We start from the raw sequence: 23,975 nt of genomic DNA, 5'->3' as shown, positions 1-23,975 counted from the left end.
CGGCAATTTGAAATAAAAACGAGGATGACTTTGAAATGACCATCACTGCCGACCTTTCACAGGATCTTGCCGAATTCGCGGCAAACACCAGGTTCGCCGATCTGCCGCCGACGGCGGTCGAAGCCGCGAAGAAAAGTGTCCTGGATACGATCGGGGTCATGCTTGCTGCGAGTGGCATGGAACCTGCGGTCAGACCCATTGTCGAACTGGTGCAGGAGAGCGGCGGCAAGGGCGAGGCGACCATTCTGGGATACGGCGACCGCGTTCCGGCGGGCGCTGCGGCTTTCGCCAATGGCGCGCTCGCGCACGGCCTCGACTTTGACAGTCAGACGCCATGGGGAGCGCACGCCGACAGCTCGATCATTCCGACGGTGCTCGCATTGGCGGAACTGCGCGAGGATGTGACCGGGGAAGAGCTGATTACCGCAGTCGCCATCGGCCAGGAGATTTTTATTCGCCTTCGCTGCAATGTCGGCTGGCATATGGACTGGAACCTCTCGACGGTCGTCGGCTGCTTCTCGGCGACGGCGGCAGGCGGCTCGATCTTCAAGCTCGACCCGATACAGCTCGCCAACGCGCTCGGGATCGCCAGCCTGCAGTCCAGCGGCACGATGGAGCAGATTTTCGGCCTCGGGAGTGACCTCAGGGGCATGTACGCCGGGTTCAGCTCGCAGGCCAGCGTCAACGCCGTCAGGCTTGCCGCACGCGGGATGACCGGCATCCGCAACCTCTTCGAAGGCGAGGCGGGGGTCTTCAAGGTCTATTTCAAGGGAGAGTACGATCGCGACAAGATGGTCGCCAACCTCGGTAAGGAATTCCTCAGTGGGGGGATGACCTACAAGTATTGGCCGGCCGTTGGAAATGCCCACACCTACATCCACGCGGCGATCGAGTTGATGAAGGAAAACGACGTCACGCTGGATCAGGTAGCCGAGGTGAAAGTCTTTGTCGGCGACTTCCAGCAGAGGATGTGCTCGCCTCTGGCCGAGCGACAGGTTCCAAACACGCTTGTCGATGCGAAGTTCAGCCTGCCGTTCCTCGTCGCCCTCGCACTGGCAAAGGGGCAGATGGAGGTCGGGGACTTCACGAGCGAGGCGCTGAAAGATCGTGCGGTCCTCGCCTTGGCCCGCAAGGTCGTGCCAGTCCCCGACAGCAGCTATAACTGGACATCGAAACTGCCTGACGGAAAAATCGAAGTCCTGCTCGCAGATGGCACCAGCATCTCGCGTCTCGGGTCGAGAGTGCCGGGCTCGGTCGAATTGCCGATGACTTGGGACGAACTCTTCCACAAGTTTGGTTCCTGCGCGCGTGCCGCGGTCTCACCACTGTCGGCCGACAGGATTGTCGAGCTTTGTAACTCGCTGAAGGCGCTCGAAAGCATCCGTGACGTCCGGGAGATCGTCGCGGCTGCCGTTTCCAACATCGATGTCGCACACCGAAAGTCCGCATAGCCCGCGACTCGGGTTTCTCCCGGGGGCGGCGGACACGTCCCCGGATGTCGAAACAGCCATGTATCTCAATGGGAGGAGAGTAGCATGCCAAGCTTTGAAATTACACGACGCCGGTTCTTGATGACCGGAGCAGCAACGGCCGCAACCCTTGCTGTGTCGGGCCCAGCATGGGCCGCTTATCCAGACAAACCGGTCAAGTGGATCGTCGGCTTTCCACCGGGTGGCGCTACGGACACCGTCGCTCGCCTGGTTGGACATCCGATGTCAGAAGCGCTGGGGAAGCCGATCGTCGTCGACAATCGCCCAGGTGCGGGCAGCTCCGTTGGGGCGGCGGCATTGGCCAGCTCTCCCGCGGACGGCTATACCGTGGGAAGCGCCGATAATGGGACGCTGATCATCAATCCGGTGGTCTATCCCAAAATCCAGTACGACCCGGACCGCGACTTCAGGCCAGTGGGCATGTACGCCGGCATCAACCTGTTGCTTTGCGTTCCCAGCAGCTCGCCGATCAAAACGGCCGCGGAATACCTGGAAAAGGCAAAGGGCGCGCCGGAGCCGCTTCTCTACGCCAGCCCCGGTATCGGGACGCCGCTGCACCTTGCGATGGAGCGTCTTGCCCGCGACGCCAACGTGCATCTCAAACACGTTGCGTATAAGGGCATGGCCCCCGCGCTGAACGACGTCTTGGCCGGTATCGTTGACAGTATCGTAATCGATTACACGACGGCCAATTCTCAGATCAAGGATGGGAAAATCCGGGCGATTGCGGTTTTCTCTGAAAAACGTCTCACGGTAGTTCCGGATGTTCCGACGATGGCTGAGCAGGGCGTGCCGGGCTTCTCCGCAGGGGCGTGGCACTCGCTGATCGTACCTAAGGCCACGCCAGACGACGTGGTCGCAATTTTGTCCGAGGCACTTCGCAAGGCGTTGCAGGATCCGTTGGTGAAGACCCGGTACGCTGAGCTGGGCCTCGATATGCCTCCAAGCGATCCCGAAAGCATGTCTCGTCGATGGGAGAGCGACAAAGCCACCTGGCAACCCCTGATCCGTTCGTTGAACATCAAGCTCGACGGCTGACCTTCGAATGGCGTGTCGGGCAATGCCGCGGACACGCCAACTGTCTTCATTCCACTTGGACTTCGAACGAACGCGACATGCATCCCGCGTCGCTTGCCAGCTAACGGCCATTTCAGGAAGAGAATCATATGGAGGTCGGATCGCTTGAAGCGTCTGTCCATCATCGACAGCGACTGCACGGAAAGTGGGCTGTGGTCACAGGTGCTGTGTCGGGAACTGGGCGCGCGATCGCGTTGCGGTTCGCGGTGACGTTGCCGCCGGGTTGGACGCCGAGCCCGACTTGACGGTCATGCAGCGAATTCCCGCAAGCGCCCGCCGGCAGGATGGCAAAAGCATCCGAGATAGCGAACGTTGCACTCTTCCGCGCTGGCGGTGAGGCGAGTTTTTTCCACGGGTCAGTCTATACGGCGGACGGTGGCTGGCTTATTCGATGAGCGTGCGAAAGTAAATTGTTCGCTCTCCATCTCGCCCGAGCTGTCCGAAATCATCTGCCGATTGATGAAATAACCTCATAACGTCAAACGGTTGCGGGCTCTAATCCTGGCCTGTTGTCTTTGCTATCTGTTGTGTGACCGTCTCCGGATCGCACCGGAGCAAGCGGTATTGACGTCTTGATCTCGTTCGGTGGGGAGGACCGACAACGAAAGGATTTATTGAATGCCACGTAAGACCTTTGCGGGCTTGGCCTGTGCTGTCGCCGTCGGTTCAGTTGTTTTCGCGGCAGGCTATTTTTCTGGCCCCGCCATCAATGAAATCACGCCAGCTACCGCAGCAGAAAACGCCGTCACATTTCCCCCTTTGGACCAGCTTGTGCACTATACGACGGTGCGGCGTGGCGTGACGCGTGAACACATGCTCACAAACCCTGAGGCTCTCGCCGCGATTAAGGCTGGTCAGCCAGTAGCGGCAGGGACGCACATGGTTCTGGTCGACTACCAGAGTGACGTGCTGCACCGCTACCTCGTCGCGCAGAAGATGGGCGTAGGCTCTTCGGACTGGGCTTACCAATGGTTCTGGCCTGACAAGTCCATCAAGGCCGACGAAAATGTAGCGCAGTGCTACTCGTGCCACCGCTCGCGCGAGGATCGCCAGTTCATGTTCACCTTCACAGACGCGCTTTCGTTTAAATGATCACGCGCAGAGGCGCTTTAATCCCCATGGTCAAAAGCTTCCTTTTGCAGCGAGTGATGCTGCCGTCGCTGATGCTCGCGTTGTTGCTTTTCTCGCTCGCCTACTGGTGGCTGGATAACGTTCCCCATGAGGTCTTCGGCACCGTGCTCTTTGGCTTGCTCTGTTGGCACATCTACGTCAATCGGGCCTGGTTCAGGAACCTGACGCGTGGCAAGTACGAAGCCAGGCGAGTGGTCCGCGTCGTCTTGCATATTAGCCTGATTGTGAACATGGCGGTTTTGCTGATCACGAGCGTGGTCATATCCAAGTCGGTCTTTGCCTGGCTGCCTATCCCGGGTTCCATCTACCTAAGAGAAATACATTGGTTCTCGGCCTATTGGGTCATGATCGTTACCGGTATCCACGTGGGGCTCCATTGGGAGCGTTTGCGGGCCAGCCTGCTGAACCTCTTGGGTCTCAGATCCACGAACCCCGTACTGCGCTCCATATTTCTCGCTCTGGGGGCTGTCTTCCTTCTGCAAGGGCTCGCAAGCTTTCAGACCCTTGGTGTGTGGACGAAGCTGACGTTCAATTACAGTCTGGATTTCTGGGATTTTACTGCTTCCGTCGCACCGTTCTTCGGACACTGGCTCGCGGTTTTCACTGTACCCGCGATTATCACCCATTCGCTCATGGCAATTTGGAGATGGGCGGGCCTAAGGAACTCGCCCTCTATCGGGGGAGCTTAGATGGACGATGGGCGTCAAGCTCGATGCCGCAATGCATCGAGCAATGCCGCGAATGCCGGAGAGGATTGGCGACGGCTTGGATAGTAGAGGTAGTAGCCGTCCCACGGGGGTGAAAACTCTTGAAGGACGTGCTCAAGCTTTCGCTCATTAACGAGAGGCTGCACGATCTCCAGCGGGATGTAAGCCATACCGAAGCCGTCAAGGGCAGCCTCAAGCGCGTTGAAAATGTTATTGAATGCGAGCTGCCCATCCACCCGTATCTTGATTTCCTGCCCGTTTTCCTCGAACTCCCAGACGTACAGACCGCCCGAGCTTGGAAGCCGGAAGTTGATGCAGGTGTGCCCCACTAGGTCCTTTGGGTGCGACGGAATTCCATGCTCCTTGAAGTAGGAGGGCGAACCAACAACCGCCAAGCTGAAATCCGGTCCGATCCGCGCGGAGATCATATCTTTCGCGAGATGCTCTCCCATACGAACGCCAGCATCGTATCGCTCGTTCACAATATCCGTCAGGCCGTTGTCGAGGATCAGTTCGACCTTGATGTCGGGATACTGCGGCAGGAATTTCCTCAGCTTTGGCCAGAGGACATGAGTAATGGCATAGTCGGCTGCCGAAAGTCGGATGGTGCCAGCTGGTTTGTCACGAAGAGCACTCAAGGCCTCAACCTGGGCGTCGATCTCATCCAGATGAGGTCCGATGCCGTCGAGTAGCCGCTCTCCAGCCTCCGTGAGCGAAACGGCTCGAGTTGTGCGGGTCAGCAGGCGTACGCCGAGTCTGGCTTCAAGTTGTCTGATGGTATGGCTGAGCGCCGACTGCGATACCCCGACTTTCGCTGCTGCCCGGGTAAAACTTCGCTCCCGTGCGACCAACGCAAACGCATTCAAATCACCTATAGACTCGCGAGCCATTCATGAAGCCTTCTCATATTGGAAAGAGGATTATACCCCGTTCTTTCTGAAAATCTCCACTGAACATTTCACGCATGCGTGATGGTCATGTTGTTGCCGCGCGACACCATACAGCAATGGGAGCAGTTCGGCCACGAACGCGACGCGAGGTGTCAGGGTACAGGCCGGGCATCACGTCTGTTGCGTCCACCCCGCGGGAGTTGACCGCCGACACGAGGTCGTTGCTCACCATCACATGGGACGGCGTTCCCCTCGTAAGACGCTCAAGTCTGCTTGCGACATTAACTGTGTCGCCGAGCACCGTGTATTCCAGCCGGCGGGTGTGACCGGTGTTGCCGACAACGACTTCCCCATAGTGCAGGCCGATGCCGATCTGGATCGGCTCAAGACCTTCGGCCGTCCGTTCCTCGTTCCAGTTCTCGATCTCGCCGATCATTGCCTCCGCGCAAGCCAACGCCCGGACAGGATCGTCGTCTCTCGGCTCGGGAGTGCCGAAGTGAACCATGATCGAGTCACCGATGTATTTGTCGACGGTGCCTCCATGTTGAAAGGTCACTTTGGCAAGACGGCTGTGAAACGCCCTAAGCAGCACCATGATCTCATGTGGCGAAGACTTTTCGGAGATCGCCGTGAAACCAACCATGTCTGCAAATAGGACGGCTGCGTGCTGGGTGTTGGACTGGTCGAGGTCGGAAAGATCGTTGGAAAGTGCGCCAACGATATTAGGTGAGAAGTATCTCGCCAAATTGGAGCGCTCCCTCTCGGCCGCTACCTGCTTTCTAACCAATTGCCGAGATCGCCAGACAGTCACGGTTAGCATCACTGTCACCAGAAAAATTGACAGGACCTGGTTGTACCAAATTGTGAGGCTAACGGTATTGCGATCGAGAAAGCTCGCTATAACGGCCTCTGACGACATGCCGGTATCCAGGGTCTTTCTCGAACTGGAGAGCACCGACGTTGGAAGTGTTGCGACCCACGCGAAGCCGATGCTCCATGCCACTGCTGCCATGAAACCCGAAAGCAGCACCAGCCACGGCGAGTAGCTGAGGGCCATGCTGACAATGTAGATGCCGACGTAGAGGAAATTTGGCAGGCGCAGATTGATCTGCGGCGTCCAGTCGTCGACGTAGAACGGTGGAGGCACGATCAGTAGAAAAGTCAGGACCGAGACATCGAGTAGGACAAACAGGGCTAGGATGATTTTCCGCCGGAGCCCGTGCTTCACAAGGAGGCGGGGTAGTGCGCCCAGAACGCCGAAGGCAAGCAGCGCGGAAAGATAGCCGCCTGAACGCTCGAAGGGCAGGGTTAGAGCCCACAGAGAAAGGATGGCGAGGACCGACGATCTGCCCCAGAAGATGGTGGTAAGGCCGCGCAGCTCTTCGCGGCTGAGTTCGTCTTCGATGTATTGGGCCGTCGGCTCGCTGATCTGAGGAGTGAGGTTGACGTCATTCCGCCACAGGGGGCCGGCACGCAAAAGGGCTGCCAGCGTATTGCGAAATCTCGCCATGTGAACGGGGGCTCCTAGATGATCGTTCGTGTGTCGCTGTAGTTCAGGGTTCAGATACAAAAGCGCGGGCATACGGTAGTGGACGTTTGTCGGGGTACAAGGTGACCGTCCGCCCCTTTTTTGGATCGTGACTACACGGATATAGGAACGACATAGCGCCCGCATTAGGCGGGTTTTCCGCTAGTTGTTATTCGGTTGGCTCATGAATTTGCGGCGCTGTTCGCGGGGTCAGGTTTACCTGAGAGCGTGCCTCACCCGAAACACCGCCAGCGCGACTGCCGTGATCACGACTGGTATGGAAACCAGCATCGTGTAGGGCCCAAGGTGTAAGCCTGCATGATCCAGAGTCTCCGCGGTCATCTTCAGTAAGCTGAGCAAGTAGTAGCTAATAGCTATGATTGAAAACCCTTCCACTGCGCGCTGGATTTTCAGTTGGACGGCGGCGCGTTCTGCCATTGCGCGTATCTGGACCGTGTTCTGGTATTCGATTCCAACCTGGATACGGGTTTGAAGCAAATCGAGAAGGTGCATCGTTGCGTGTGAGAGCTGTTCCAGCCGCAGTGCTGTCGCCGAACACGTACGAACAGCCGGCTTGAACCTTCTCGCAACGAAGACGCCAAATCGCTGGAAGCCGGGGACATGGGATTCGCGCAGCTCAGCTATGCGTTCTTCAACGATGGTGGCGTAAGCCGCCGTCGCTCCGAAGCGATTTCGTGTCTCCGCGGTTGCGGAGATCACGTGTGCGGATAACGTAGAAATCTCGTCGAGAAGCTTCTTGTGCTCCTCCACTGGAGTGTTCAGATGACGGTTCGTGAGGTCGGTCAGCGTCTCATCGAAGCCCTTCAGCGCCGGCGCGAGGCGTCGAGCTTCCGGTAAGCCCAAAAGCGACATCGATCGATAGGTCTCGATTTCGCAGATCCGCCGAACCATTCGACCCAAGCGATAGGCGTTAAGTTCGCCGTTGAACAATAGAATGCGGCTGCTATCACCGGGTCCTACAAGGAAATCCGAGCAGACCTGCGCCGCACCGCCGCCGATGGCAGATGCCGCTGTGTCGCCAAACCCGTACCGTTTGAGGACGGGAGAAATGTCTTCAGGCGGGGCGTCGAGGACTAGAACAGATACCCTACAGATTAATCGAAACGGCGGAGTCGAGACGTCAAAATCCCTCGGGAAATTAGTCTCTTGTGGCCATTCCCGCACCGGTAACTTGATCGGCGTTACCTTCGTTACCGTCGTGAATTCCGTGTGATGCTCGACTTGCACCCGTGTTCCATCGTCAGCAGATGGGCTCTTCAGCTGGATTTCGGCGATTCCCGGCGTTTTCGTGGAGGCGGGCATCAAGGCAACGTGCTCAACCAAAGACGGCCCGCTGAAGTAAATTGAGGGACGGGCGTGTAGTTCAGCATTAAAATTCTTAATAGCACTCACCTTCGGGCCCCCATGGACGGTGGTCGTCAATCGCTTCCTTGATAGTTGTCCAGCAACAGGTTTGGAACTTGTTGCTCAGCCGACGTTCGGCGGTCGTGTTGTGTTGGCTCTTGCGGTCTGATCTCAGTCGCAGCGCGGACTGCCATGATCCCCAACGGCTTGTACCGCTCGACGAGATTGACGGTATGGTCTTTGCGATTTTTAGAGGGCACTTTTCCTCGCTTCGCCGACACGGTAGAATTCGATGTCCGAGAGGGCGGCGAACCGTCCAGGCCCCCGAAAATCGGTCGGCGTCTATCGGTATAGTTGATTGCCCACGGACCAGACATAGTGCTCAAATCGCGGGTATAACCTGCAGCTATTGCCTGGGCCGGCAACTCATTTGCGTTTGATTGGCATGTTGGAAGCTAAACTGTTCCAGACCTGAGTAGCCTTTTTGCCCGCAGCCTTTGTCTTTGAAGGCTCGGAAGCCAGGACCTCAAGCAGGTGGGTCATTTCGGCCTCGACCGCGACAGGGTGCACGGTCGCTTGCCTCATCAACTCAAGGGATGCTCTTGCCTTGGTCGGTTGCTGCAATTTTCCAATCCCGAAATCGAGATCATAGGAGGCTTCACCAAGTGAAACGATCTCGTCCGAGAATTTTGCGTCGATCTAGTTGCGAACGGGGTGGTTGCCATGAGGGAGCTTGGCACGCTTTTCACACAGCAAATCGATCTTTCATCGGATGGCCGCGCCGATTGCCAATCGAAAACGTTCGGTAGCCTCATCAAGCTCTGCAAGCCATTCAGAGGACAGAAGCCGGGTTGTCTGCTCCCGGGTCCATCCTGTGCCAAACAGCGCTCCCAGGCCACCTACACTGCCGAGTACCAGCGCTCCAGCCGGACCGAATGCCAGAAGTCCAACTGCTCGTAGCTTATCGAGTGTGTGTGTTGGGCCTGACCACTTGAGCCGCAAGCAGACACGGCGACTTCGCCGCCTCCATCAAAATGATGATGGTGGTCCAGGTTGCAGCACCAACCCACGGGCGGTAACTTAGCGCACCCTAATTTTGGGGTGGGGGCCTACGCCATGAGAAAGATTCTTTCAAGCATTGGTGCACTGGCGTTCTTACTATCAGGTATAAACGCATATGCCGTGGACCTTCCAGCTCTCCCAGCGGGTGCCAAAAAGGTCACGCTGGAAGAGTTCAAAGCCTTTGCTGATGGCAAGCATGTGAAGGTCGAGATTTTCGATCTGGAGAAGCCCGTGACCGCCGATCTGGTATGGAGTTGGAAGAAGGGCACGATTACGGGTAAGGCTAACGTCGACGGCAAAATGATGGACGTGAAAAGCAAGCTCACCTTCAAGGACGGCAAAGCCTGCTCGAACGCAAAAGGCGAGAAGCCAAATTGCCACTCTATCTATATCGATGGGGACAAATTCTATGAAGTTCGAGATGACATGAAGGTGCACGCTGTCTCGACGGTCGGGTAAATCTGCCGGCTGAGGTTCGTGTCACTCGCACTCGCTGCCCATCGTTGGGTGGACGTTTTCGGCCGACATGCGACTACGCCCTCCGCCGGATCGCGCGCGCGCGCGCGCGCACAATACCGGTCATCGTTCTCGGACATACAAATTAGTCGGAGCGCCGTGCAGCATAACCTCTCGTTCGAACGAGAAGCCGCATCTCTCCAAAACCCGTCGAGAGGCTGGGTTGGCGGGGCGTATCAGTCCGATAACGCGACGAGTGCCGACATCTTCGAATGCAAATCGCACCGCTTCCGTCACCAACTCTGTGGCAAAACCATGCCCCCAGTAATCAGGGTGAAGGTGGTACGAGAGGTTAAGGCCATCAAATTCCTTTGAGACCGTGACTCCGCCGAAGCCGACTAGATTTCCATCAGCTAACGCTGTCCATCGCCCGAAGCCGTGATCTTTCCAATGGGCCATGTCTCGCGCAAGGCGAGCGGCGCTCTCTTCTGGTGTGTCTGGGTGAGGGTCGGGACGATGCGCGACGAGTTCCTTTCTTGAGAAGAGGTCGGCAGTGAAATTGATATCCTGGGCTTCTGGCAGTCTCAAGATAACCGCGCAGTTTTGCGCGTTGCTGAGGTGGAGGTCGCCCGCATTTCGAAACCTGTCACTGCGATCATCCTTGCCTGTTGTTCGCATTCCGGCTTCACGATAGCCGAGTAGGGTATGTCCTGGAATCATGGAGTTGACCGCTTCAGGCCCGAAAGAGGACACTCACCGTGCCATTGAGGCCGGCATGACCATGACCGGACACGGGGCCGACACACCGATGGAGCGTCCAGGCGTGTCCATGTTTGTACAGCGCCAGGGCTCGATCCTTCGTGGAAGTGATCAAGGCTTCGTATGAGTCCTGCGTTTCGACCCTGGGCTTGGGCAGCGGTGAACACGAGTAGTTGTCCGCTACTTCAGCAACGAAACCGTGGATGGCGACCTTTCGCTTCAAAGATTGCCGTCGTGCTGCACTGCACGGAAGAAACTGCCCGTCGTTCGATAGCCTGCGGGTGTCTTCGCGCCATGCCATCGCAGCGCCTATACCAGCGCACATTGCCTATCCAAAGTCCTGGCGTTGTGCTATTTGTATTAGAAATCGCTAAGGTGAAACTATGCGCCGGCTGCTTGCATCGGCTGTGTTGATTTTCGCGGCGACAATGGCGGCCGCAGGGGAACCCTTGTTCGATGCCGTTGCGGCTGGAGATAGCACAGCCGTCGAGCAGGCTTTGGCCTCGGGTGTCAGTGTGAACAGCCGGGCCCGCGATCAGGCAACACCTCTCATAAACGCCTCGCTCGCAGACCACTTCGCCGTGGCCGAACTGTTGATCGGCAAAGGTGCTGACGTCATGGCGCGTAACTCCGGTGGCTTTACGCCGCTTCATGCTGCCGCCTTTTCCGGCAGCGTGCCGATCAGCAAACTGCTGCTCGCCCACGGCGCGACGCTCGATGACGCAGCCAATAAAGCGGGTGTGACCCCGCTGATGGTGGCCGGCGAGGAAAATCACGTCGCTCTCGCCACGTTTCTGCTCGCTGAGGGGGCCGACGTCGGTCATGCGGAGGTTCACGGCTACACGCCGATCACGCGGGCATTCTTGAAGCGCAACACGGACATCGTCCGGCTGTTCAAGCGGCATGGCGCGACCTGCCCTCCGGCCAGCTTCCTGGGCGACCAAGATTATGCGAAGTGCATGGAAATCCACGATTAAACAGGAGGCGGAGATGGATGTAGTGACCAGAAGCGGTGCACGAGCGATTGGTCGCTCTGTGGCGGTGTTCGGTTTGGCTGTGGCAGCGGCTATCGGCGGATCGTCGGCATTTGCCGACGACTCGGTAAACACGGGGTACTTCAGCGGTGTAGCGATTATGGGATACGACACGGTCGCCTATTTCACCGAAGGCAAAGCAGTGAAAGGCTCCGAGGAATTCTCCTACGAATGGCTGGGGACGCCGTGGCATTTCGCCAATGCCAAACACCGTGAAATGTTCATGAGTGAGCCGCTCAAATATGCCCCTCAGTACGGCGGCTACTGCGCGGGCGAGGTAGGGAACGGATCGGTCACCGTCAATAACGATCCAGAGGCATTCAAGATCATCGACGGCAAGCTTTACCTGATTTACGACAAGGGCGATGCGGAATGGTTCGCCGCCCATGCGGCGGACGCCGTGCCTCAGGCGGATAGCAAGTGGCCGAAGGTCGCAGCCGATCTCGAACTGGATCAGTATCACTGACCGCAACGTGTCTATTTGACGGGCGAGAAATAGAAGACCTTGCTCGAGTTCACGTAAACATAGTTGGTTTTATCGGGCGAGTTTGCACGTCTGTAGACCGGGCCACAATCGGCTCGACCAAACGCGTTTTCACTCTGTTCGCAGAGCAGGTCGTAATCGACGGAAACCGTCTCGGTCATCATCTGCGTCGCCGAGCGGAATGCCGACTTGCCATCGAGGCCGATTTGCATGAGTGCCGGGCTTCCCAAGGGTTCGGTCTTGCCCTGCAGGAGTTTGCCCATGACGGTGCTTGCGATTTCGTCACCCTTCAGCCGATCGTTGTCGTCGCCCTTGAAACCGAAGGGCCATTCCGGCAGGCCGGCCTCGCGCAGTGCATCGACGATAAACGCCAAATCCTGCTCGTTGCGGAAGTGGGCATAGCCCATACGCCAACCCGCCAGGCAATCGAGCCCCGCGAGAAGGCGATTTCCTTCGGCGACAGCCGCACGGGCATCCTCAAGGCGGCCGGCTCGGACATAGGCCATGGCGAGGGGAATGACGAACCCGCCGTTATCTGGAGAACCGTCGCGCGCGCGTTCGAAATTGGCGAGCGCCTTCGCGTAGTCGCGCTGCAGATAGAAAACCAGGCCGGCAGTATATCGGTCGATAGCCGATAAGGTCGGGTCGTACCTCAGCGCCGTCTCGACGGCCGCAGCGGCTTCGGCATGATTGCCCGAGATCAACTGAACGTATGCGAGCGCCATATAGGCTTCGGCGTCGGTGGGGCCGAGCGACACTGCCTGCTGCGCCGAGGCGATCGCCTGCTCGTAGCGGCGGTCGACGCCCTGGATGATGGCAAGAACGGCGTACGGCGATGAAAGGTCGGGGTCGAGGGCCAGAGCGCGACTTGCCTTGTCGTAGGCCCGTTTTCGCGCCAAGGCGCTCTGGAGAACGTCGTCGTAGACGCTTTGCCAGACATAGGCGGTAGCGCGCGCGTCGGCCGCGAAGGCCTCTGCAAAACCGGGATCGATGGCCTCCGCCTTGTCAAAGAGCGCCAGTGCCTCGAGCAGCCGTGAACGGCGGCCGGTGCGCGTCGCCTGCTCGGCACGAAGGTAGTAGTCGTATGCCTCGAGATTGGCGGTCGGCGGACGGGTAATCCGCTTAGTCTCGGACCGAGTCAACCTCAGGCCGAGCGTTTCGGCGATCTGCTGGCTCATCTCGTCCTGCACAGCAAAAACATCCGCCGCGCCGCGACTAAATCGAGAGGCCCACAGATGGTCACCGCTTGCCGCATCCATCAATTGCGCAGTGACGCGGATTTGATCGCCGGTCCGCTGCACGCTGCCCTCAACGACAAAGCGCACGCCGAGATCGCGTTTGATGTCGGCCAAAACGTGGGGTTTGCCCTTGTAGGCAAACACCGAATTCTGGGAGATGACGTCAAGGTCAGAAAGTCTGGCGAGATCGGAGATCAGGTTGTCGGTAATGCCATCGGTAAAATAGTCTTGGCTTGGGTCGCCACTCAAATTTGTGAATGGCAGCACCGCGATCGATGGGCGTTGCGGTGCAAACGGCCGTTGCCATACGACGACAATCAAGATGGCCGCGATTATGAGCGTTGCGAGTGTTGTCAGGATCATAGCCCGACGTCCGGCCCGAGGGGCCGCGACGACCTTGCCCGCCTCGGAGGGGTCGAGCAGAACACTATAGGCGCGAACCGGATCGGCAATGTTCTTCAGCCTCTGCTCACCGAGAGATGAGAAGCCGACATCGGCCTTGTGCACCGCGTGGTCGAAAGCGGTGCCGGATATGCAGATTCCGCCCGGCTGGGCTAGACCCTCCAGGCGCGCGGCTATGTTGACGCCGTCGCCGTAGATGTCATCGCCTTCGACAATGATGTCGCCAAGGTTGACGCCGATGCGAAACTGAATTCTCTTTTCCTCGGAGGTGTTCGGGTCGTAGCTGGCCATTTTCCGTTGGATGATCGCGGCACATTGGACCGCGTCTACCACGCTCGCGAACTCAACCAGTGCACCATCGCCCATGAGCTTGATAATGCGGCCGTGGAACTCCGCAATGGCGGGATCGACCAAGTTCCTGCGACATGCCTTCAACCGCTCCAGTGTGCCGCCCTCATCCTCTCCCATGAGGCGGCTATAGCCAACCACATCGGCGGAAAGTATAGCGGTGAGCCGCCTCTCCATGTCTCTGCCCACCCTTTCGATCTCGTAAGCGAGCCGGATATCTTACCACGTCGAAGGCGCGCAGGCACCGCAGCCCCAAGCGGTATCCAAGCCGCCCGCCAACTTCCCTACTAGGAACCGAGCTTGCGCGTCGCTCATGGCGGTTTGGAGATGACAATGAAATTCGCCCTCGTAGAAGGAATCCGTCAGGAGGCGACAACTGGCATCCGTGGAATCTGCCCCGGATGCGGATCGTCAACGCTAGCCAAGTGCGGTCTCAAGCGGCTGCATCACTGGGCCCACGTCAGCACCTCTGTTTGCGACCGTTGGTGGGAGCCCGAGACCGAATGGCATCGAGCATGGAAGAACCTGTTCCCGACGGAATGGCAGGAAATCCATCATCGAGCTACGGACGGCGAAGTCCATATAGCCGATGTGAAAGCAGCGAGCGGTACCGTTATCGAATTTCAGCATTCGGCGATCTCGCCGCAGGAGAGGGCTTCTCGCGAGGCGTTCTACGGTTCCATGGTATGGCTCGTGAACGGCAATCGGCTGAAACGCGACCTGTCTTCATTCCGCGATGCACTGATCGACGCTCCATCGGTGGAGACCGAGGCCCGCGCGTGGCTCCTGTCTGATCGTGCCTCCGCGATCATCGAGCGGTGGAGAGGAGGGCACCGTCCCGTGTTCCTGGATTTCGGCGATTCCGACTTTTCTTTGCCTCGGCTGCCTTCGACAGGAGTCCTTTGGCGGCTGAAGTTCCCGCCCATGGGTCGTGTGATCGTGACACCTGTGCATCGGCTGAGCGTGGTGGACCATCTGCTCTCGGGTGCGCCCATACGCGGATTTCGCAGGCCTATTATAAAACAAGCACGAAGTCGCCCAAGGTTTTGAAACTCTGTGAGCATGGGATGTCGAGGGTAAGGATGAGGCCGATCGATATCATTTCGACGGCCTTCAAAATTCGGAATAGTTTAGCGCATCGGCGATTGCCAGAATAAGAAGACCCGGTTCAAGTTGAACGTGGCCGTGCGAGGAGTGCCCAAGCTCGACGTATCTTCTCTGCCGCGCTGAGGCGATGATAATGCATTGTAAGGTTTTAGTGGCGCTCTCGAGTTTTAGCGTTTTTCGCGACCCTCTGCCGGTGCCCCCAGCGCGAGGGTCTTATTCTCCGAAGTTTGGTATGCTGATGTTGTTCTTTCTCCTTTTTGTTTTGCCGTACATCGTAGGTTTCGTCGGGCTTGCGTTCTGGCGACAGGGGTGGACGCTTATGGCGGCAACCGTCGCAATGATTGTTGTCTATTTCTTTTCCATAGGATCAGGGGATGGCCCAGGCGCGTTCGCGGCGGATGCCCTTCCAGCTGTCCTCGCGGCTGGGATTGCAGCCGGGCTAGTAACCAGCGTCATTGCCATGACGTCGAACTATCGACCTGGCTACATTGTAGCGGCAATGTTCCCACTCGGATATATCGCTGGTTATACGGTGATTAGGTACTTCTGAAGCCCAGGGATATCGCGCCAGTCCGGAAACTACGTGGGAGCGGAATCGGACTCTTTGGTCCAGCCGACCTGGCACCTGCGCTCAGTGGCGATCTGCAATATCGCCAGTAAAGCCGTCGGCGGGCCTTCGACGATGGGGTATCGGACGAACGTACATCATTTGTTACTTCGCACCTGCGGTAATTGTCATACGATTCAAAACGCTAATTAATAACAAAAATCAGTTGCTTACTCGAAGTTTCTCGACTACGTTTTCTACAGAAGAGTTCCGAAATAATCGGCCCTCGCCGGCGATACTCAGCGGTCGTTTGACCTCGCTTGAGGAGGATGATGACGTTGTTTGTCCGACTTCATTTCTTCGCAATGGTGCAGCGAGTGCGTGATCTCGTCTCGATCCGATACCGACCTACGACGGCAATCTGACGCGTCGTAAACCCTTTGTTCCACTTTTCTAAGATGGTGCTCCCGTGTGGCGCGCCCGAGGTTTGTTATGCAAAAGCAAGCTGTCGTATTCAACGGTCAGGAAGTCGGGATCGCGGTCCCTGTCGAAAACCGCCTCAAATTCATCGCTGTCCGCTTCAATGTCATCGACCTGGACAACAGGCTCTTCGACACGGTTACCGAAATCCGGCGCGCCATTACAGAGCATCTCGCGTCCAGCGGTCGTGCGATCACCTCGCACTGAATGGCAGGAGATATTTTTCTACGTCATGCGGCGTCCGTCATCCGAGGCCGACATGAACGCAATCCCCATCTGTTTCACAACGCTGCCCGATTACGAGAACTCAAAGGTGAAGAATGGTGGACGAAAGAGCATCAGCCGAGGCGGGTCAATGCCCCACGTCTCAACCATGAAACTCCCGGACACCGCGTCATCGAACTGAATTCTCTCGTGGCTCCGAGGTCGGTTGTCGTGTTGATGTCCGATTGAGGTTCCTTGGGCCCAGCAAGCTGATCGGCCAGTGATCAGGGCTCTTGCTTCCTACTCACGAACTTCAAGCTTGTCGCCATATTTCAAGGCGAGCCGACGGCAGTCCTCGCAATTCAAAGTGATGCCCTCCACAACGACACTCGCGGCGGCGGTCGTGCAAACCGAAACATCCAGTCTCGCGACATGCAGAATTGCGTTACCCAGTAGCATATCGCAGGGCGCAGTCTCGACTTCGGCCCCGCCCACGCTATGCGCAACGACGCCGCGCACGGTCGCCAGCATTCCGCGCTTTCTCAATATGGTTATGTCGGCATCCCTTGCCATGACGATCTCTTCTGCCGCCCGAGGCGCAGAATGTCCGCCCGATACGCCGCATCTGCAACTAAACGGCCGCGAGACACCGAAGTTCCCGTCGCCTATCCAGCGGACATTCCAGGAAGAAGCTACGCGGATTTTCGTTCTTCACATTCTGTTCGACGCACAAAAACGCCCACGGCCACTAGGTAGCACGCTCATACAATTTTAGGACGTCGCCCCTTATCAGGGTCTGTCACTAATCTTGGGGCGACAGATGTCAGGTATCGGATTTCGGAGCGTTCGGGCGAACGCTACAGGGCAAGAGCCCGTATTTCGCGTCATTTATTTTACAAAGACCTCATCGGGGAATGACCTAGAAAGCCCGAACCTTGAGGAAATCGTCGCTCGCTTAGCCCTCGATGCACAGAAAGAGTATATACGACAGGCCTTTAACGAGCTGCAGGAACTGATTGAGAAGGCATTTGTGGCCGGTCTGGAATCGAGGCAGGTCGAAATCCTAATCGAATTCGATCTTTTTCTCGGCTATACAATATACGCCGATGGTCTGGTTGCCCGCCGAAAGCAAGTACCGTTCGACTCCGTTTCAGCGGTTGGCCGTTATGTAGTTCATCAGTTCAAGCTCGAACCAATTCAAGGAGCGAGTCGAGCCGATGTTCTCGCGACCACCACTCTTGACCCTTGAGGTCTCGCAGGACGCGCGCGTTTTCAAGCAAGTGCGGTTCCGTGGCGAACCGCCCACCCGGAGCTGTTAGCATCTGGGAGACGTTGTTTTCCTCTACCAGTAATGCGCCTTCACCGTATTGCGCCTTGATGGCGATCCATCTCGACTCGATCTTTTCTGCCAGCGATAGGAGGTGTCCTAGGCTGATACCTTTCTCCCTGTTCTTCTCGATGGATATTCTCCATCGGATGAGACGAAGGCTGCCGAGTTCGACATCGCCTTTGAGATCAGCTTCAAACCGACGCTGCATCTGCTCTTCCGAGATGGCTCTCGATATCGTCGGAATTGGAACGTTCATTTTCGCACCGTGATCATCCATTCATCAAGGGTGCGTCATGAACCGGCCGGCCACAACAGAGCGTAGGGGCATTGGATCACACCCGATCACTCGCGATGCCGGAACCAGTTCGAGAGGACTTTCTTGCTCCAGAATTCGATCTCTATCTTGGATCGCACTTGGGTGGGCGTTATGCTCTCTTGAGCGGGAGAGAGACACGATGAGCCATGATCATGTCGATCGGAGGTTGGCGGCAATCCTGGCGGCGGACGTCGTCGGTTATTCTCGCATGATGGCGACCGATGAAACCGCCACTTTGGCCGCCTTGAAACTTCACCGGCAGTGTGTCTTCGATCCAACCGTTGCGAGCCATAACGGCCGTCTCGTCAAGCTGATGGGTGATGGCTCACTCGTCCGATTTGACAGCGTCGTGGATGCGGTCAATTGCGCACTGGCATTGCAGAACAGAGCCGGCAATGTCGATGCCCCGCCCCCGGAAATCGTACTGCGGATCGGGATAAACCTCGGCGATGTGACATTCGACGGCGGCGACATCTATGGCGACGGGGTCAACGTTGCCGCCCGACTCGAGCCATTGGCAGAGCCTGGTGGCATCTGCATCGCTGCGATTGTCAAGGAGAGCATTGTTGGCCGCGTCAACGCATTGTTCGAGGACGGCGGCGGGGTTCGGCTGAAAAACATCGACAGACCCATCCACATCTGGAAATGGCGTCCGCCTCGGTCAACGGCAGCGAAATCAGTCGTTCCGCTCAAGACGGGAGACAGCATGCGCCCGTCGTTGGCCGTTCTTCCCTTCCAGAACATCAGCGGCGATGTGGATCAGGAGTATTTCGCCGACGGAGTCGTCGAAGACATAATAACTGCGCTCAGTCGCTTCCGCTCCTTCGCTGTTATCGCGCGCAATTCTTCATTCATTTACAAGGGACAGGCCATCGACATTCGCCAGGTCGCGCAAGAGCTTGGCGTGCGCTACGTACTTGAAGGCAGCATTCGACGTGCCGGTAGCCGGTTGCGCATCACCGCACAGCTCGTCGAAGGCGCGACCGGCGCGCACCTGTGGGCAGAGCACTATGACGGCTCGACGGAAGATGTTTTTGACTTCCAGGATCGCATTACCGAATGCGTCGTGGCGATCGTTGAGCCGCAGATCAAGATTGCCGAAATCGCGCTTTCACGAAGGGAACGGCCAGAAAGCATTGAGGCCTATGACTTCTACCTCCAAACCATGCTGTACTTCTACTCCGACACACCGGAGCGGAACCACGACGGCCTCACTCTGATCAACAAGGCAATTGCCCTTGAGCCGAACAACGCAACCTACCTTGCGACGGCAGTCGGGCTGCTTATGCAACGCGGGACCCTGGGCTGGAAGTTGGCCGGCGTTGAGGATCAGCGAGCCGTCTGCGAAAACTACATCGAACGGGCGCTTGTCCATGGCCACCGTGACGCTACCGTTGCGGGTATCTGCGGCAACACCTTGATCCAGTACCTGAAAGAATATGATCGAGGCTTCGAGCTGGTACGCCAGGCAGTCGCCTTCAACCCCAACAACCTCGATGTGGTCAATTTTGCGGGCGTCGCGAACCTCCATTGCGGCAGTCTCGATGAAGCGGTCACATATTTCCTGCGCGCCGAACGACTGAGTCCGAACAGTCTTGGTGCTCACTGGAACCTTACCGGGCTGGCTCATGTCGAAATGGTCCGCGGCAATTATGAAGAGGCTCTGGCCTTGGCGCGCAAATCCATGGCAGCGAATGCCTATTACGGTCCATGCTTCTGGATGATGATTGCGGCCAACGCAAAGCTCGGACGCATGGAGGAAGCCCGACAGCATCTTGCAGGCCTGCTTGCCTTTTCGCCTGGCGTCACCGTCGCTCGCCTCCGCGCCGGCCAACCCGCCAAGATTCCGGAACGCATGGAACCCATCCTCGACGGATTGCAGCTCGCCGGTATGCCGAAAGAATGAAATGTGGCGCTAGGCTAGACGGCCACCTTGCGAAAGCACCCGCTTTGGGCGAATCCCGACGAGGGCGCACACGCAAGGCTGCCGCGCGATCAACAGGCATTCTCGGAAGTTTGTCTGGAATTTTTCTTCTAATTCATGTGCGTAGGTCGTTTTTGGTGGTTTTTGCTACCTAACCAGTCGTGAGCCGGTGTCCCGCCTGCGGGGATAGAAACGGTCTGCAGTGTGGGCGCTGGAGAGGAAGACCGTCGGCATTTTGACCGCACCAACGCCCGGCTGAGTGTTTCTTAGGAATGCCGATCTCAAGCACCGTGGTTTAATTGATCGAAGACGCGCTCTCCTGGATCAATTTTGGCGAAGCTCGCCCAGCATGATGTTGGCGAGTTCGCTGAACTGCCCCTGCGGATATTTGGCCAAATAGGCTCCGATCATTTCCGGATTGCCTGTATCGCGCACCGTCTCCCAAAAGGCGACTTCGACGCCGGGATCGTGGTCGCCAGGTCCGCCATTTTCAAGACGGGCCGCGGCCAATTCGACGAATTGCCCATTCGGAAAGCGCTCCAAGTAGAGAGCGTATTCGGCCGGATCGTCACTTTGCTGTACCGATTCCCAGAAGGCGACTTCGACGCGGTGGCCCTCGTTGTCGCCATCGGGGTCGTGCGCCACCGACTGCTCCACTGAAGAGGACTCTTTGGGCATTCCGACTGGGGGCAATTCCATATCCAGTACCGGTTCTGCCTCCGGATCGAATATGACGCGAAATACACGGAGCGGGCGGGCTATATTCTTGATGCTATGCTCTCCCAGGTCCTCGAAGGTCGCATCGACCCGATCGCGCAGGTGATCTCTGACTCCCCTCGTCACGCAGATGCCTCCGACATCCGCGAGCCCTTCCAACCGGGCGGCGATATTGACGCCGTCACCGAAGATATCACCGTTTTTGACCAGCACATCGCCCACGTTGATCCCGATGCGAAAGTTCATTCGGCGGTCTTCGGAAAGCTCTCGGTTGGCGCGCCACATCGCCTGCTGGATCGCCACAGCCGAGTTGAAAGCATGGACGATGGACGGGAACTCAGCCAGCACGCTGTCGCCGGCGGTGCCGAATATCTGCCCATGCGCGTTTTCAATGAGCGCATCAACGATCGTGCGATGCGAGGTCAAGGTCGCAAGTGTCTGTTCCTCGTCAACATTCATCAGTCGGGAGTAGCCCTCGACATCAGCGGCGAGAATGGCTGCAAGCTTTCTTTCAAGCGGTGGCGCTTCCATCCGAACGGTCCGATCCGACACACCCAGTCCCAAAGTTGTTTGCAAAAGCAATGCCAACGACCAGACCGGATGCGTTTCCAACGACGGGGCGGTCGATGCTCATCAACCGACGACGGGGCAGGTTTGTTCCCTCGCGACGATAGCTAACGCCGGTCCGCGAGCAACTCATTGGTCCGCCTATTTCTGGTGGATGTGCTGGAGGACGCCGGGTTTGCGGTTCTTGAGGCCGGATCGGTTTTGGAAGCGGGAGGAATTTTGGCCTTCGAACCGACGTCGACGCGATCTTCACCGATGTCGACATGCCTGGCGGCCTCAACGGTATCGACCTTGCGAGAATGGTGGCGAGCGTCAGCCCGCACATCGGGATCGCAGTCACGCCGGGGAGGGCGGACATTGACCCAAATGATCTGCCCGCGAAGGCAAGCTTCCTGCCCAAGCCCTACAATACAATTGTGGCAGTTGCGACGGTCGAGAACGCTATTCGGCCGCAAAACGAGGCCAGTGCGCGAACGGCATCGTGATGATCATTCCGCGTTGTCGTCGCCTCCCGGCCTTTAGACAGTCATCTCAAGCAACTCACCGCTCGCGGATCACTCTTCTTGACCAGGAGGAAAAGTCCCTCTCTTCCGTTGACCAAGAGGGCTTCATTCTCGGCGGGCAGCTGGAACAGGTGAATGATGTTTCCAGCTATCTCGCGGCTGTGATCAACAGGTTCACACGTCTTCTCCGAATCCAATGTATAGAGGCCGTCAGGACCGGCGTTTGCCACGATCGTGCCACCCGGGAACTCCATCGGCGGGGTATTGACCCTCCACGGCAGGTGGACCGAAATCCTTTTGCCATGAACCTTGACCAAAGTGCCAACGTAAGTCTCGATGCCCTCGAAGTTTTCGTACGTGTGCGCTCCCTGTTTGGCCGGAGGGATCGTCAGGTCCTTTGGAGGCCACGGCACGACCTCACCTTCGGCTTGCCCTCGTTTAAGGAAAATGTTCCCGTCGTCGGTGACCCGCGCGGCCTCCACGCCGTCGAAACCCTTGTCAAAAATCGACAAGTTTCCTTCGTCATCCCTCGCGTAGACGTAACCTTCTGCGGTGAACAATAGCAGTCTCAGTTCCGGCAAACCGTTGTCTTCCGCAACTGCCGCCGACGGCAGTGACGTCGATTTTTTGCTTGTCGCCATCGCGCTCGGAGAGAACGCCAGGAGCCCGTTTTCCGGCCATGCTTGCCGCTGGAATTCGGACGGGTGTGCTGGAACGCTCAAGGGGCGTCATCCGCCGGTTTCAACCGCGTGCAGTCCTATCTAATATTGACGAGGTGCTCGTGCTTTATGGATCAGTGACCAAATTGTATATTGCCTATATTTCGATACCCGGGGGGTCGACATGGGCAGAAGGCTTACTACCATCTTCGCCGCAGATATCGCGCAATACAGCCAGCATGTCGAAGATGATGAAATTGCCACCTTGTCTCATCTGGCAAAACTCCGCGAGATAATGGACGCGATTATCCGTAAACATGAGGGGTCAATCGCAAATACCGCTGGCGACAGCGTCATCGCAGTATTCGATAGCGCGGTCGAAGCAGTTCTCGCTGCCATTGATATCCAGGCAGCCCACAAGAACTACAACGAGACCGTACCGTCGGCGCAACGCCTTAAATACCGTATTGGAATCAACATCGGCGATGTCACGGTGCAGCCGAACGGCGACGTTCTCGGAGGCGGGGTAAACATCGCGGCAAGATTGGAGTCGATCGCTCAGCCAGGCGGGATATGCCTCAGTGAGGGCGTATTTGAGCAGGTCGACCGAAAGCTGCCTACCGAACTCAAGAGGATTGGCGAACACTATGTCAAGAACCTCGCGAAGCCGATCACCGTTTACGCGATCTCCGACGCCGATGAGAACTTCATAGCATTATCAAGAAGAAAGTGGGCCGCATTTATCCGAAAGCCAGCGTTTCTGGCTGGCCTAGCAATCTTGACGGTCATGGCTTTCGGGGCCTCGGTCTTTGTCCTGACGCAGCAACGCACACCGGAGTGGGCGCAGCGGGCATACAAGAAGGAAGACAGCGTTCAGGGCAAATCGGAGAAGGACATACTGGCGAACTTCGATCTCGTCACCGAAGGACATTTTGGTCATTCAAGGTATCTGGTCATCAGAACGTGGGGGGGCACCATGGCGGTACTACTCGACCTGGCCGCCGGCTTGAAGGGACATCTTGCGACCATAACCTCGGCCGAAGAGAACGAGTTCGTCTACAACCTAACCCTTGAGAAGCCAGGTTACTGGGTCGTGCAGGACGTCGATGGAGAGCCGCAAAGCAGCGGACCGATGATCGGACTGATGCAAGACGACGGAGCGAAGGAACCCGACGGAGGATGGCATTGGGTGGATGGCGAACCACTGTCATACACTGCATGGGCTCCCTATCAGCCGGGAAATTCCGGCGGCCACCAGAACTACGCCCAGTTCCGAGCTGATGGCAGCAAACCAAAACCCACTTGGGATGACATCGATCCGGCCCAGGATGCCGTGGTCATCGAAATCGAGAAAACCCAAGTTGGCCAGCGGATAAAGTAAGGCTACCCGACGCGAAGGACCTGCATGCCTACCGACCTCATCTCGTAGTCGAAGGGTTTCTGGGAGTAGACACCGTGCGACTTGTCTGTTGACCGGGATGTTGCCCGAATTCACTTGAGATCGTTGCTTGAAAATACCGCCGCTGCAATGGTTGGAACTCTTATGGAAGACATAGGCACCTCCTGAACGGCTTATTCCACCTGGATCGACCCCGCATGCGGTCTGCCATCCGATCGAAACCCGCCGGCCCTCAGCCGCGTACGAAGCCG

General features: G+C 57.5%; 21 protein-coding genes. 12 read left to right on the top strand and 9 right to left on the bottom strand.

Annotated elements, in window-relative coordinates; translation table 11 throughout:
* The first annotated feature begins 35 nt into the window (after positions 1-35).
* The 4 genes from CUJ84_RS16640 to CUJ84_RS16625 all read left to right on the top strand — a co-directional run bounded on the left by CUJ84_RS16640 (position 36) and on the right by CUJ84_RS16625 (position 4,387).
* Positions 36-1,451: an MmgE/PrpD family protein gene (locus tag CUJ84_RS16640; RefSeq protein WP_105007016.1), complete on the top strand. Its 1,416-nt coding sequence runs from the start codon at positions 36-38 to the stop codon at positions 1,449-1,451.
* Between the two features lie 84 nt (positions 1,452-1,535).
* Positions 1,536-2,528, top strand: a complete 993-nt coding sequence (locus CUJ84_RS16635; protein ID WP_105007015.1) for a Bug family tripartite tricarboxylate transporter substrate binding protein — start codon at positions 1,536-1,538, stop codon at positions 2,526-2,528.
* Between the two features lie 657 nt (positions 2,529-3,185).
* Positions 3,186-3,659: a cytochrome P460 family protein gene (locus tag CUJ84_RS16630; RefSeq protein WP_011654935.1), complete on the top strand. Its 474-nt coding sequence runs from the start codon at positions 3,186-3,188 to the stop codon at positions 3,657-3,659.
* 26 nt (positions 3,660-3,685) lie between these two features.
* On the top strand, positions 3,686-4,387 hold the full coding sequence (locus CUJ84_RS16625; protein WP_245457486.1) for a DUF4405 domain-containing protein: 702 nt from the start codon (positions 3,686-3,688) through the stop codon (positions 4,385-4,387).
* Between the two features lie 14 nt (positions 4,388-4,401).
* Here the strand turns inward: CUJ84_RS16625 and CUJ84_RS16620 are convergent, their stop codons facing one another.
* The 3 genes from CUJ84_RS16620 to CUJ84_RS16610 all read right to left on the bottom strand — a co-directional run bounded on the left by CUJ84_RS16620 (position 4,402) and on the right by CUJ84_RS16610 (position 8,266).
* Positions 4,402-5,295 carry a LysR family transcriptional regulator gene (locus CUJ84_RS16620; protein WP_011654937.1) on the bottom strand — a complete coding sequence of 298 codons (894 nt, stop codon included), beginning with the start codon at positions 5,293-5,295 and terminating at the stop codon, positions 4,402-4,404.
* Between the two features lie 85 nt (positions 5,296-5,380).
* Complete coding sequence (locus CUJ84_RS16615; RefSeq protein WP_105007013.1) at positions 5,381-6,805, bottom strand: adenylate/guanylate cyclase domain-containing protein; 1,425 nt, start codon at positions 6,803-6,805, stop codon at positions 5,381-5,383.
* Positions 6,806-7,039: 234 nt separating this feature from the next.
* Positions 7,040-8,266, bottom strand: coding sequence for a DUF3422 domain-containing protein (locus CUJ84_RS16610; RefSeq protein WP_105007012.1), 1,227 nt, complete (start codon positions 8,264-8,266; stop codon positions 7,040-7,042).
* 1,038 nt (positions 8,267-9,304) lie between these two features.
* Between CUJ84_RS16610 and CUJ84_RS16595 the strand changes: the two genes are divergently transcribed.
* Positions 9,305-9,709: a hypothetical protein gene (locus CUJ84_RS16595; protein ID WP_105008215.1), complete on the top strand. Its 405-nt coding sequence runs from the start codon at positions 9,305-9,307 to the stop codon at positions 9,707-9,709.
* 120 nt (positions 9,710-9,829) lie between these two features.
* On the opposite strand, the gene CUJ84_RS16590 is transcribed toward CUJ84_RS16595, so the two are convergent.
* Positions 9,830-10,426 (bottom strand): GNAT family N-acetyltransferase, encoded by a 597-nt coding sequence (locus CUJ84_RS16590; RefSeq protein WP_245457485.1) that lies wholly within the window; start codon positions 10,424-10,426, stop codon positions 9,830-9,832.
* Between the two features lie 422 nt (positions 10,427-10,848).
* Between CUJ84_RS16590 and CUJ84_RS16585 the strand changes: the two genes are divergently transcribed.
* Positions 10,849-11,442, top strand: a complete 594-nt coding sequence (locus CUJ84_RS16585) for an ankyrin repeat domain-containing protein (RefSeq protein ID WP_105007009.1) — start codon at positions 10,849-10,851, stop codon at positions 11,440-11,442.
* A gap of 13 nt (positions 11,443-11,455) precedes the next feature.
* Positions 11,456-11,965, top strand: a complete 510-nt coding sequence (locus CUJ84_RS16580; RefSeq protein ID WP_105007008.1) for a YHS domain-containing (seleno)protein — start codon at positions 11,456-11,458, stop codon at positions 11,963-11,965.
* An 11-nt stretch (positions 11,966-11,976) separates the two neighbouring features.
* Here the strand turns inward: CUJ84_RS16580 and CUJ84_RS16575 are convergent, their stop codons facing one another.
* Positions 11,977-14,148 (bottom strand): adenylate/guanylate cyclase domain-containing protein, encoded by a 2,172-nt coding sequence (locus CUJ84_RS16575; RefSeq protein WP_105007007.1) that lies wholly within the window; start codon positions 14,146-14,148, stop codon positions 11,977-11,979.
* Between the two features lie 156 nt (positions 14,149-14,304).
* On the opposite strand from CUJ84_RS16575, the gene CUJ84_RS16570 reads away from it, so the two are divergent.
* The 3 genes from CUJ84_RS16570 (at position 14,305) to CUJ84_RS16560 (ending at position 16,312) form a co-directional block, all read left to right on the top strand.
* On the top strand, positions 14,305-15,021 hold the full coding sequence (locus CUJ84_RS16570) for a competence protein CoiA (protein ID WP_105007006.1): 717 nt from the start codon (positions 14,305-14,307) through the stop codon (positions 15,019-15,021).
* Between the two features lie 289 nt (positions 15,022-15,310).
* On the top strand, positions 15,311-15,628 hold the full coding sequence (locus CUJ84_RS16565; RefSeq protein WP_018496949.1) for a hypothetical protein: 318 nt from the start codon (positions 15,311-15,313) through the stop codon (positions 15,626-15,628).
* A gap of 489 nt (positions 15,629-16,117) precedes the next feature.
* Positions 16,118-16,312: a hypothetical protein gene (locus CUJ84_RS16560; protein ID WP_003577126.1), complete on the top strand. Its 195-nt coding sequence runs from the start codon at positions 16,118-16,120 to the stop codon at positions 16,310-16,312.
* Between the two features lie 297 nt (positions 16,313-16,609).
* Here the strand turns inward: CUJ84_RS16560 and CUJ84_RS16555 are convergent, their stop codons facing one another.
* Together CUJ84_RS16555 and CUJ84_RS37995 are read right to left on the bottom strand one after the other, a co-directional pair.
* Entirely contained in the window at positions 16,610-16,882 is a 273-nt protein-coding gene (locus CUJ84_RS16555; protein ID WP_105007005.1) for a hypothetical protein, read from the bottom strand.
* Between the two features lie 608 nt (positions 16,883-17,490).
* The gene (locus CUJ84_RS37995; RefSeq protein ID WP_158686944.1) at positions 17,491-17,895 is read right to left on the bottom strand and encodes a hypothetical protein; all 405 of its coding nucleotides are present in this window, start codon (positions 17,893-17,895) and stop codon (positions 17,491-17,493) included.
* Between the two features lie 199 nt (positions 17,896-18,094).
* On the opposite strand from CUJ84_RS37995, the gene CUJ84_RS16540 reads away from it, so the two are divergent.
* Positions 18,095-19,861, top strand: coding sequence for an adenylate/guanylate cyclase domain-containing protein (locus tag CUJ84_RS16540; protein WP_105007002.1), 1,767 nt, complete (start codon positions 18,095-18,097; stop codon positions 19,859-19,861).
* Positions 19,862-20,203: 342 nt separating this feature from the next.
* On the opposite strand, the gene CUJ84_RS16535 is transcribed toward CUJ84_RS16540, so the two are convergent.
* Both CUJ84_RS16535 and CUJ84_RS16525 read right to left on the bottom strand, forming a co-directional pair.
* Positions 20,204-21,127, bottom strand: a complete 924-nt coding sequence (locus CUJ84_RS16535; RefSeq protein ID WP_105007001.1) for an adenylate/guanylate cyclase domain-containing protein — start codon at positions 21,125-21,127, stop codon at positions 20,204-20,206.
* Positions 21,128-21,689: 562 nt separating this feature from the next.
* Positions 21,690-22,388 (bottom strand): hypothetical protein, encoded by a 699-nt coding sequence (locus CUJ84_RS16525; protein WP_158686943.1) that lies wholly within the window; start codon positions 22,386-22,388, stop codon positions 21,690-21,692.
* A gap of 121 nt (positions 22,389-22,509) precedes the next feature.
* On the opposite strand from CUJ84_RS16525, the gene CUJ84_RS16520 reads away from it, so the two are divergent.
* Positions 22,510-23,706, top strand: a complete 1,197-nt coding sequence (locus tag CUJ84_RS16520; protein WP_105006999.1) for an adenylate/guanylate cyclase domain-containing protein — start codon at positions 22,510-22,512, stop codon at positions 23,704-23,706.
* Positions 23,707-23,975 lie beyond the last annotated feature (269 nt).

Source organism: Rhizobium leguminosarum (genome assembly GCF_002953715.1).
Taxonomy (GTDB): Bacteria; Pseudomonadota; Alphaproteobacteria; order Rhizobiales; family Rhizobiaceae; genus Rhizobium; species Rhizobium leguminosarum_V.
Note: the sequence above shows the minus strand (reverse complement) of the source record. Positions and strands in the feature narration are given on the sequence as shown.

Bases quoted from the DNA above. Each gene is read 5' to 3' on its own strand.
- CUJ84_RS16595 (WP_105008215.1), top strand. From the start codon at position 9,305: ATGAGAAAGATTCTTTCAAGCATTGGTGCACTGGCGTTCTTACTATCA.
- CUJ84_RS16585 (WP_105007009.1), top strand. From the start codon at position 10,849: ATGCGCCGGCTGCTTGCATCGGCTGTGTTGATTTTCGCGGCGACAATG.
- CUJ84_RS16630 (WP_011654935.1), top strand. From the start codon at position 3,186: ATGCCACGTAAGACCTTTGCGGGCTTGGCCTGTGCTGTCGCCGTCGGT.
- CUJ84_RS16590 (WP_245457485.1), bottom strand. From the start codon at position 10,426: ATGATTCCAGGACATACCCTACTCGGCTATCGTGAAGCCGGAATGCGA.
- CUJ84_RS16620 (WP_011654937.1), bottom strand. From the start codon at position 5,295: ATGGCTCGCGAGTCTATAGGTGATTTGAATGCGTTTGCGTTGGTCGCA.
- CUJ84_RS16580 (WP_105007008.1), top strand. From the start codon at position 11,456: ATGGATGTAGTGACCAGAAGCGGTGCACGAGCGATTGGTCGCTCTGTG.
- CUJ84_RS16565 (WP_018496949.1), top strand. From the start codon at position 15,311: ATGCTGATGTTGTTCTTTCTCCTTTTTGTTTTGCCGTACATCGTAGGT.
- CUJ84_RS16555 (WP_105007005.1), bottom strand. From the start codon at position 16,882: ATGGCAAGGGATGCCGACATAACCATATTGAGAAAGCGCGGAATGCTG.
- CUJ84_RS16640 (WP_105007016.1), top strand. From the start codon at position 36: ATGACCATCACTGCCGACCTTTCACAGGATCTTGCCGAATTCGCGGCA.
- CUJ84_RS37995 (WP_158686944.1), bottom strand. From the start codon at position 17,895: ATGAACGTTCCAATTCCGACGATATCGAGAGCCATCTCGGAAGAGCAG.
- CUJ84_RS16575 (WP_105007007.1), bottom strand. From the start codon at position 14,148: ATGGAGAGGCGGCTCACCGCTATACTTTCCGCCGATGTGGTTGGCTAT.
- CUJ84_RS16625 (WP_245457486.1), top strand. From the start codon at position 3,686: ATGGTCAAAAGCTTCCTTTTGCAGCGAGTGATGCTGCCGTCGCTGATG.
- CUJ84_RS16540 (WP_105007002.1), top strand. From the start codon at position 18,095: ATGAGCCATGATCATGTCGATCGGAGGTTGGCGGCAATCCTGGCGGCG.
- CUJ84_RS16615 (WP_105007013.1), bottom strand. From the start codon at position 6,805: ATGGCGAGATTTCGCAATACGCTGGCAGCCCTTTTGCGTGCCGGCCCC.
- CUJ84_RS16535 (WP_105007001.1), bottom strand. From the start codon at position 21,127: ATGGAAGCGCCACCGCTTGAAAGAAAGCTTGCAGCCATTCTCGCCGCT.
- CUJ84_RS16560 (WP_003577126.1), top strand. From the start codon at position 16,118: ATGCAAAAGCAAGCTGTCGTATTCAACGGTCAGGAAGTCGGGATCGCG.
- CUJ84_RS16570 (WP_105007006.1), top strand. From the start codon at position 14,305: ATGAAATTCGCCCTCGTAGAAGGAATCCGTCAGGAGGCGACAACTGGC.
- CUJ84_RS16635 (WP_105007015.1), top strand. From the start codon at position 1,536: ATGCCAAGCTTTGAAATTACACGACGCCGGTTCTTGATGACCGGAGCA.
- CUJ84_RS16520 (WP_105006999.1), top strand. From the start codon at position 22,510: ATGGGCAGAAGGCTTACTACCATCTTCGCCGCAGATATCGCGCAATAC.